This window comes from Planomonospora corallina (assembly GCF_042650625.1).
Classification (GTDB): Bacteria; Actinomycetota; Actinomycetes; order Streptosporangiales; family Streptosporangiaceae; genus Planomonospora_B; species Planomonospora_B corallina.
This window is the reverse complement of sequence record NZ_JBHSBM010000025.1, coordinates 64005-72734: the sequence shown is the minus strand read 5'-3', so window position 1 is coordinate 72734 and position 8730 is coordinate 64005. Positions and strand designations below refer to the sequence as shown.

Annotated in this window: 7 protein-coding genes, 1 tRNA gene and 1 pseudogene; 3 read left to right on the top strand and 6 right to left on the bottom strand. The window is 74.2% G+C overall.

What is annotated here, in order from left to right:
- The first annotated feature begins 187 nt into the window (after positions 1-187).
- Entirely contained in the window at positions 188-1747 is a 1560-nt protein-coding gene (locus ACFOWE_RS22400; RefSeq protein ID WP_377290901.1) for an MFS transporter, read from the top strand.
- A 14-nt stretch (positions 1748-1761) separates the two neighbouring features.
- Here ACFOWE_RS22400 and ACFOWE_RS22395 read toward each other — a convergent pair whose 3' ends face one another.
- Positions 1762-2427, bottom strand: a complete 666-nt coding sequence (locus ACFOWE_RS22395) for an SDR family NAD(P)-dependent oxidoreductase (protein WP_377290899.1) — start codon at positions 2425-2427, stop codon at positions 1762-1764.
- An 86-nt stretch (positions 2428-2513) separates the two neighbouring features.
- Here ACFOWE_RS22395 and ACFOWE_RS22390 point away from each other — a divergent pair.
- Positions 2514-2699: pseudogene (locus ACFOWE_RS22390) on the top strand (MerR family transcriptional regulator); the annotation flags it as partial.
- A gap of 251 nt (positions 2700-2950) precedes the next feature.
- Here ACFOWE_RS22390 and ACFOWE_RS22385 read toward each other — a convergent pair.
- The 3 genes from ACFOWE_RS22385 to ACFOWE_RS22375 form a co-directional block, all read right to left on the bottom strand.
- Positions 2951-3934: a BtrH N-terminal domain-containing protein gene (locus ACFOWE_RS22385; RefSeq protein ID WP_377290897.1), complete on the bottom strand. Its 984-nt coding sequence runs from the start codon at positions 3932-3934 to the stop codon at positions 2951-2953.
- A gap of 280 nt (positions 3935-4214) precedes the next feature.
- On the bottom strand, positions 4215-5195 hold the full coding sequence (locus ACFOWE_RS22380; RefSeq protein WP_377290895.1) for an alpha/beta hydrolase: 981 nt from the start codon (positions 5193-5195) through the stop codon (positions 4215-4217).
- Positions 5192-6115, bottom strand: a complete 924-nt coding sequence (locus tag ACFOWE_RS22375) for a zinc-binding dehydrogenase (protein ID WP_377290893.1) — start codon at positions 6113-6115, stop codon at positions 5192-5194. Before ACFOWE_RS22375 ends, ACFOWE_RS22380 begins: the two co-directional genes overlap by 4 nt.
- Positions 6116-6203: 88 nt before the next feature.
- On the opposite strand from ACFOWE_RS22375, the gene ACFOWE_RS22370 reads away from it, so the two are divergent.
- Positions 6204-7151, top strand: coding sequence for a LysR family transcriptional regulator (locus tag ACFOWE_RS22370; protein WP_377290891.1), 948 nt, complete (start codon positions 6204-6206; stop codon positions 7149-7151).
- A 77-nt stretch (positions 7152-7228) separates the two neighbouring features.
- Here the strand turns inward: ACFOWE_RS22370 and ACFOWE_RS22365 are convergent, their stop codons facing one another.
- Entirely contained in the window at positions 7229-8047 is an 819-nt protein-coding gene (locus tag ACFOWE_RS22365; RefSeq protein ID WP_377290889.1) for a hypothetical protein, read from the bottom strand.
- Between the two features lie 476 nt (positions 8048-8523).
- Positions 8524-8596 (bottom strand) — tRNA-Ala (locus ACFOWE_RS22360).
- Positions 8597-8730 lie beyond the last annotated feature (134 nt).

Here is an 8730-nt window from a genome sequence, read left to right as displayed (position 1 = left end):
CGGGTGACCTCCCGGCGCCCGGCGGGTGAGGGCGCCGGGAGGTCACCCGCGCCCGTCAGGCGGGAGGGCCCGCCGGCGCACGGCGGACGGGAGCCCAGGAGACCGTCAGCGCCCGGTGACCGGGGCGGCGGACGGCCGTCAGCGTCCGGTAGGCGGTCCGTCAGCGCCGGCGGCGACGCTGACGGGCATGAGAAACGACTCCCGCAAATGGGGCACGCTGGTGATCGCGTGCCTGGCCATGCTGATGCTCTCCGTCGACCTGACCGTGCTCCACCTGGCCGTGCCCAAGCTGGTCGAGGACCTGGACCCGTCGGGACCGCAGCAGCTGTGGATCGCCGACGTCTACGGCTTCGCGCTGGCCGGGCTGCTGGTGACCATGGGCAACGTGGGCGACCGGATCGGGCGCAGACGGCTGCTGCTGATCGGCTCGGCCGCGTTCGGCGCTGCCTCCCTGCTGACCGCCTACGCGCCCAGCCCGGAGCTGCTCATCGCCGCCCGGGCGCTGCTCGGCGTGGCGGGCGCCACCATCATGCCGTCGACGCTCTCGCTGATCCGCAACGTCTTCACCGACCCGGTGGAGCGGACCACGGCGGTGGGCATCTGGAGCAGCATCGGCGCGGCGGGCTTCGCCCTGGGGCCGCTCGTGGGCGGCGCGCTGCTGAACGAGTTCTTCTGGGGCTCGGTCTTCCTGATCAACGTCCCGGTGGTCGCGGTGATCATCGGCGTGGGCACGGCCGTGCTGCCCGAGTCGCGCAACCCCGCGCCCGGCAGGCTCGACCTGCCCAGCGTGCCGCTCTCCGTCGTCGGCGTGATCGCGGTCATCTACGCGATGAAGGAGGCCGCGCACGGGGGCGCCGGCCAGGTCCCGGTGATCGTCGCCGCGCTGGCCGGTGTCGCCGCGCTGGCCGTGTTCGTCCACCGGCAGACGCGGCTGGCCGAGCCCCTCATCGACGTGCGGCTCTTCCGGAACCGGGCGTTCTCCGCCTCGGTCGGCTCCGCGCTCGTCGCGATGTTCGCCATGATCACCATGTCGCTGATCTTCGCGCAGTACTTCCAGCTCGTGCTGGGCTGGTCGCCGCTGGTCGCGGGCCTGGCGGGCCTGCCGGGCGGTCTGGGCGCAGCCATCGGCGGCTCGGCGGCGGGCGCGCTGGTCACCCGGCTGGGCCGCGGCGGGACCGTGGCGGCGGGCCTGTGCCTGGCCGCGGCGGGCTTCGCGCTCTACAGCCGGATGGGCCTCGAGGTGACCTACCCGTACCTGCTCGCGGCCATGATCGTCGCAAGCGCGGGCATCGGGCTCACCTTCGCCGTCGTCAACGACACCATCATCGCCGCCGCGCCCAGGGAGCGCGCCGGGGCCGCCGCGGCGATCTCCGAGACGGCGGGCGAGATGGGCGGCGCCCTGGGCATCGCCGTCCTGGGCACCGTGCTGAACACCGCCTACCGCGCCGGGCTCGACCTGCCCGCCGGGCTGCCGTCCGCGGCCGCGGAGCAGGCCCGCGACACCCTGGGCGGCGCGCTCACCGCCGCCGCCGCGCTGCCGGGGGAGCTCGCCGGGGCCGTCACCGCGGCGGCCCGCCGGGCGTTCGTCGACGGCCTGCAGACGACGGTGCTCACCGGGGCGGGCATCCTCATCGTCCTCGCGGTGACCGCGCTCTTCGCCCTGCGGGGCGTGCCGAAGGTCCTGGACGGCGACACGGCCGACGCGGGCGACCCGACCGGCGAGGCGGCCGAGGCCGCCCGCGCCTGACCCACCGGCTCCGCTCAGGCCGCGCCCGCGGCCCCCGCGTGGAGGACCTCCCGCTCCCACCCGGGCCGCTGCTGCGTGTGCAGCCGCCAGTAGTGCTCGGCGATGTCGTCGGGGTCGAAGTCCGTCCCCGGGGCGACCGGACCGGCCACGGTGACGCTCGCCACGTGCACTCCGGAGGGCCCGTACTCCGCGTCGAGGAGCGCGACCAGGGTGCGGACCCCCGCCTTGCCCAGGGAGAGGCTCAGGTAGCCGGGCTTCGGCTCGGGCATGCCGCCGGTGACGAGGAACGTCCCGCCGCCGCGGGCCGCCATCCCGGGGACGACGTGGGCGGCGGCGGTGAGGGCGCCGACCACGTTGACCGCCCAGGCGTCCAGGTGGCCGCGCGCCGGCAGCTCTCCCAGGGCGTCGGCCCGGATGACCGCCGCGTTGTAGACGACGACGTCCGGCTCGCCGAGCCGGCGGGCGACCGTGTCGAGAGCCCCGCGCAGCGCCTCCTCGTCGGTGCTGTCGGCCGGTGCGGTGACCACCGGTACACCGCTGGGGGCGACGGCCTCCGCCGTGAGCCGCAGCGACCGGTCACTCCGCGCGATCAGGCCGATCGGCAGCCCTTCCCGGGCGAACCGGCGGGCCACCGCCCGCCCGATCCCCGGTCCCGCCCCGATGACCACCGCTCCAGGCATCGTTGTCTCCTTCGCTTCCCTTGATCGGTGACACCGGGGAAGCTAAGGCGTCACATCCATGTGAGGGTCAAGCCGGAAGGAGCCACGTGCGGATCGGGGACCTCGCCCAGAGGACCGGGGTGAGCAGGCGGCTGCTGCGCTACTACGAGGAGCAGGGCCTGCTCAGACCGGTACGGTTCGGCAACGGATACCGGGAGTACGCCGAGGCGGACGTCGTGGCGGTGGGCCGCATCCGCGTCCTGCTCGCCGCGGGGCTCCCCACCGCGGTCATCGCCCGGCTCCTGCACTGCGTCCACGACGAGGGCGGGGAGCCGGCGCTCGTCGTCGCCACCGCCTTCGGCGCGTTCGCCACCGCGGCGGCGGCATGGGCCGCCCAGGGGGCGGCGGAGGACCTGGCCGGGCTCGCGACCGGGCGTCCACCCTGCCGCCCGAGACCCGATGACCGCCGCGAACTCCTCACCCGCCGTCTCCGGCAGGAGATGGCGTGGGCCGCCGGAGACCACGACGGCCGGTCCCCCTGGCGCTACAACCGGCTCAGCACCTGCATGGCGTCCTTCTCGACGTGCGCGAGCTCGCGGAGGACGGCGCCGGCCCGCTCCAGGCACCCCGCGTCACCGCTCTCCCCGGCTTCCGCGATCAGAGCGGACACCTCCGTCCACAGGACGGCGGCCTCGGCGTACAGCCGGTGACCGGTGCGCAGGCGGCCGTCGCCGACCAGCCGGGCGCACTCTTCGAGGAAGTCCCGGTAGAGGACGCGGAACAGGGCGCCGCCGGTGCCGCCCTCCTCCATGAGGAGGGCGGCCTGCGGCAGATCCCGCCGCGGGTCGCCCGCGCGCAGCAGCCAGCCGGGCACCTTCTCGCCCGCCTTCTCGATGCCGCGGTGGCCCAGGTTCGCGATGGGAGCGGACAGGAAGGCCTCGGCGCAGTCCCTGACGGCGGGGATGATCCGGTCCTGCCAGGGGATCGGGTGAGCCGGCGCGGTGATGGTGAAGGACCGGTTCCTGGCGGTCATCGGGCCGCGTTCGGCCCGCGCCAGGGCCAGACGGGCCCGGCTGGTGCGCACCGCGCCTCCCTGCGGTCCGGTGTCCACCAGGTGGACGTCGTGCTCGTCGTAGCCGTACATGGCCACGACATGGCCGCCGAAGTGCACCTTGGACCGGAAGTAGTCCAGGTGGTAGCTGTCGAGCTGCAGGCCGACCGGCCGGCCGGCGTCGACGGGGGCGGCCGCGTTCTCCCACGCCCTGCGCGCCGAGGTGGTCTCCTCGACCGTCAGCGTCAGCCCCAGCCTGGCGGCCAGGTTCCTGGTGAGCTCGAAAGGCCTGACGCGGCCCCCGAGGAAGGGGAACGCCATGCCCTTGCCGTCCCAGTAGACGAATGACAGGCCCGAGCCCAGCCCGAACAGCATGGGCTCGGACAGATCGAGTCCCTCATGCCGCAGCAGCACCCCCAGCGCCGTCGTCTCGCAGTGGTGCGTGCCGCGGGCCTCGACGCCCTTCACGATGGTCATGTGCCGCCCTCCTCACGCCGGGCGGCGAACGGTCCCCCGTCCCCCGCCCGGCGCCTCCGTGATCAGCCACCGGGAACAGCGTGGGGCCTCCCACGGTAGGAGAGTCCAGCCGCACGACGACGGCGGCGGCCACGTCAGCGGCCCCGGCGGTCACCCCCCGGGTGGCGCGTCCGCGCCCTCCTGACCGGCAGGGTTCCGGGCGGGCGCGGGTACGGCCCGGCCGCCGCGGCGACGGCCCCGCGGCGCCGGTGACCGATGCGGTCCCCGCCGGTGGGACCTGTCATGTGAGTGCGCCGGAAAGCCAGTCGGCGGCCGTCGCCAGCCAGTCCGGGCGGGCGTTGCCGAGCAGGTGGTCGCCGTGCGGGACGCACAGGTACCGCCCGTGCGGGGCCAGGCGGGCCAGCTGCTCACCGTTGACCATGCCGGGGACGGTGTCCTGGCCGCCGTCCACCACCAGCAGCGGGCAGGCGATCCGCGGGGCGAGGTCGGACAGGTCCACCTGACCGGTGAAGCGGCGGGCCGCGTCCTCCCCGCCGGCGCGCTGGACGACGACGTCCCGCAGGAAGGGCGGCAGGTCGTCCCAGATCAGCCGGAAGGGACCGCTGACGGTGGCGGCGGCCGCCACGCGGGGCTCCCGGGCGGCGCTCTCCGCGACGTAGTAGCCGCCGAGGCTGAGCCCGACGAGTCCTACGCTCCCGGCGCCGAGCGCGTCGACGACCCGGCCGATCACACGGTGGTAGTCGGCGCGGACCGTGGTGGTGGCCGCGAGCGCGCCCTGCCCCGGCCCGTCCATGGTGAACACGGCCAGGCCCCGGCGCAGCAGGGCGTCGGTCACGTCGTGGAACTCCTCCTTGCCGGAGTCCAGCCCGGGGACCACGATCGCGGTGGCCGCGGCGCCGGCCGGACCGCGCAGCCAGCCGGCGAATCCCGGGCCCTCGATCCGGCGCGCCTCCGGATCGAGCAGGTCCAGCGCACGGCCCATGGCGGTGTCGGCCTCGGCGGCCGCGAGCGCCCGCTCGTGGTTCGGCCCCAGGGTGGCGAAGTGGAACCAGCGCGCCGCCGTCCGGAAGTGCTCGCCCGCCGAGATCGCCGTGTCCGCCTGCGCGGCGCGCTCCAGGTGCCCGCGCGCGGCGCGCATGAACGCCTCGCCCCACCGGTCCAGCTCGGAGAGCTCACCGGTGACGCGCAGGTACTCGTGCGGGTCCAGCCCGGCTCCGGTCGCGCGCGACAGGTTGATCTCCACGAAGTCCGCCAGGTTCATCTCGGCTCTCCGATCGTCAGTACGGCGTTGCCTCGGACACGGCGCTCTCTCAGATCGACCAGGACCTCGGCGGTCCGACTCCAGTCGGCGGTGCGGCCGATCTCCGGGTGCAGCCGCCCGCCGGCCACCAGGCGGAGCAGCGCGGCCAGGTCGGGGCCGTACGGAGCGCCGGCGTAGTGGAAGTGCCGGATCACGGCGTTCTCCGGACCGGCGAGCAGGTCGAAGAAGTCCACGGTGGCCGGGGTGCGGCCGGCCTGTCCGAACCAGACCAGCGTGCCGCCCGGGAGCAGCCTGGCCAGCGCGGCCGTGAGGGCGCCGCCCCCGGTGGACTCCAGCACCACGTCGAACGGCCCGGCGGCGTCGGCCACGTCGTGCACGATCGCCGCGGCGCCCAGCTCGCGCAGGCGGGCACCGCGCTCCGGGGTGGCGGTCACCGCGGTCACCTCCGCCCCCGCCGCGGCGGCCAGCTCGGTGAGGTAGTGCCCCACTCCGCCCGAGGCGCCGGTCAGCAGCACCCGCCTGCCCGTCACGGCTCCGGCCGTACGGAGCAGCCGGAGGGCGGTGATCCCGGCCAGCGGCAGGGCGGCCGCCCGGACGGAGTCGATCTCGTCGGGCAGGACGGCGATGGAGTGGGTCGGCACGGCCGCGTACTCGGCCCAGCCGCCCGTCGGGGGATGGCCCACCACCCGCGTGCCGGCCGGTGGGCCCGAGCCGTCGGCCGCGGCCTGCACGACCAGGCCGGCGACGTCCTTGCCGGGCAGCAGGCCGGGGGCCGGCGCCTCGAGCAGGAAGGTCTCCCCGCGGTTCGGCGAGAACGCCTCGACCTTGACCAGCGCCTCGTCCGGGGCGGGAACGGGCTGAGCGTCCTGGGCGAACTCCACCGGTCGCGCCGCGTCTCCTGTGGGAATCAATCTACGCATGCGGCCATGGAACCGGAATGCGGGACGCATGATCCAACAACGGAGGCGAGAGGCCGACAACCACCGGTTGTCGCCTAAGGTGATCGGCGTGGACCTCGACCTGGCACAGGTGCGCGCATTCGTACGGGCCGCCGAAGGACTGCACTTCGGCCACGCGGCCGAGGAGCTGTCGATCTCCCAGCAGGCGCTCTCCAAGCGGATCGCCCGGCTGGAGTCCGTGCTCGGCCGGCGTCTGCTCGACCGCGGCGGCCAGGGGGTGCGGCTCACCGAGGCCGGGCGGCGTTTCCTGGAGCCCGCCCGGCAGGCGCTGGCCGCGGCGGACCTGGCCGTGGCGGCCGCGCTGGACGCGCACCGCCGGTTGCGGATCGACGTGTGGGGCCACCTGTACGCGCCCATGCGCACGCTGGCGCGGGTCGCGGCCCTGGAGCCGCGACTGGAACCGGGGCACGGCCGTGACCTGCCGACGGTGATCACCGCGCTGCTGCACGGTGACGTGGACGCCGCCTTCGGCCGCGTCCACGCCCCGCTGCCCGCCGGGCTGACACACCGCCTGGTGCGACTGGAGCCGGTGGACGTGGTCTTCAGCGTGGACCACCCGCTGGCGCACGCGCCGGCGGTCCGGCCGGCGCAGCTGCGCGACGGCGTGCTGTGGAGCCCGGGGGCGCTCCACCGGCTGGACTTCCTGCACAGCTTCGCCGAGTCCTTCGGCATCCGCGACCGCGCCGAGGGCGCGAACCTGGGCCTGGACCGCTTCCTGGCCGACCTGGCTGCCGACACGCGCCGCTTCAGCCTGCTGCCCGCGGACGTGCCGCTCCCGCCCGCCCCGGCGATCCGCTCGGTCCCGCTGACGGATCCCACGCCCCTGTACGCCTGGTCGCTGCTCTGGCGCCGCAACGGCGGTCATCCGCTGCTGGACGCCCTGATGAGCACCTTCGTGGCGGAGGCGGAGCGCAACCGCTGGCTGGAGTACGACCCCGTCCGCGACTGGCTGCCCGGACACCACGGCGCCGGCCTCGGCGCACCGGTCGCGCCGTGAGGAGGCGGCGCCGCGGTCGCCGGGCCGGCGGACTGCCGGATCAGCTGATCCACCGGAGCGAGCCGCACCTTCGGGTATCAGGCCTTGATGGCGGTGAACAACAGGGGCGTGCGCACACCCTGGCGGGCTGCGACTTCGGAGAGGAAGCCGGCCAGCCATCCCACGGCGTCCAGTGACCACTCCGCCAGGGTGCCGTGAAAGGCGGCCCGATGCTTGGAAGGCCCAGGCCACGCGTCGTCCCTGACGGCGGGCTCCAGGACCGGCGCGTCCTGTCCTACTCCTCCTACTCCGGCGGCGGAACTCATCAGGAAGGCGTTCTGCCGTAATTCCTGCATGTACTCCCGTATGTGGGGCGCTGCGGTGATGATGGCTGGATCCTGTCCGCTGTCGAGGGTCACCCAGACGTGCGCGCTTCTGCTCGGGGGACCATCGGTCAGCCAGCGAGCGGCCTGCAGAAGCACTCCAATGGCTTCGATGGAAGAGTGCCGGGCCGGGTCGCCCAGATTCGGCAGGGGCATCAGCAGTTGCACGGCCTCGAGGTTCAGTGTCCCCATGCGGGCCATCACATCATCGATGCAGTTCAGGAACGCCTGAGTCGGCAGCGGGCGCTCCGGGTGCAGCGGATGGGTGACCTGAACCTGAAACCACGCGATCTGTGGCAGCCACGCACTCGGGTCCTCGGGCTGCCCCGCGTCGTTCATCCCCCAGCTGCCCTGTGGGGCGCGGTCATCGCCTGATGTGAGCCATCCCAACGCCTCCGACCGAGCGTAGAAGAGTCCGTACGCATCGGCGGCTGCCGATGGGTCCCGCCAGGGATGCGGTTCCAGCTCACCATGCAGCACCGCCAACATGGGGCCCTCGAGTGGGAAATCGGCAGGCCCGGTCCATGCGCTCATGTCGTCCCCCTCACCGAACCGATCCGAATTCCGTGGAGGCCCTGGTCTGCCCCGGGTCCTGTGGAGTCGCTGGTGTGCCCCTGGTCCGCACCGCCGACCTGCACGTCCTCGCCTCGTGGCGGCAGACCGCCGACCGGCGGACCTCCCGCACGCCGCAGCCGCTCCCGTCTCCGGCCAGAACGCCTCCTCGCTGCCGCTCACGCACGGCAGGCCACCACCGTCCGACCGCTGATTCCGAGCTCGACCGACCGCGCACCACACCACCGGCTGCGAGGTCACGCGCGTCTCTCGGCCGGTCCGTGCTGCGCTCGCAGTGACCGCACACCGGCGGCACCCTTCTCCGCGGCCGCCGCACCCGCTCGGAAGAGCCCGCCGACGGTCATGCCATCCGGAGAAACGGCGAGATCCCGTCCGATCGGAATGGTCGGACGGGATCTCGTCAACGTGCTCCGGGCCATTTCAAGAACGGCCCCGCGTGGAGCTATGGGGATTCGAACCCCAGACCTCTTCCATGCCATGGAAGCGCGCTACCAACTGCGCCATAGCCCCGCGATGTGCGCGTCCGGGGCGTTCACCCCGGCGGCACCCCGCCAGTGTATAGGACATCGAGCGGCACTCCGTAATCGTCGCGCGCCCGGGTCCGGTCCCGTGGGCACGGGGCGTGCACCGCGCCCACGGGACCG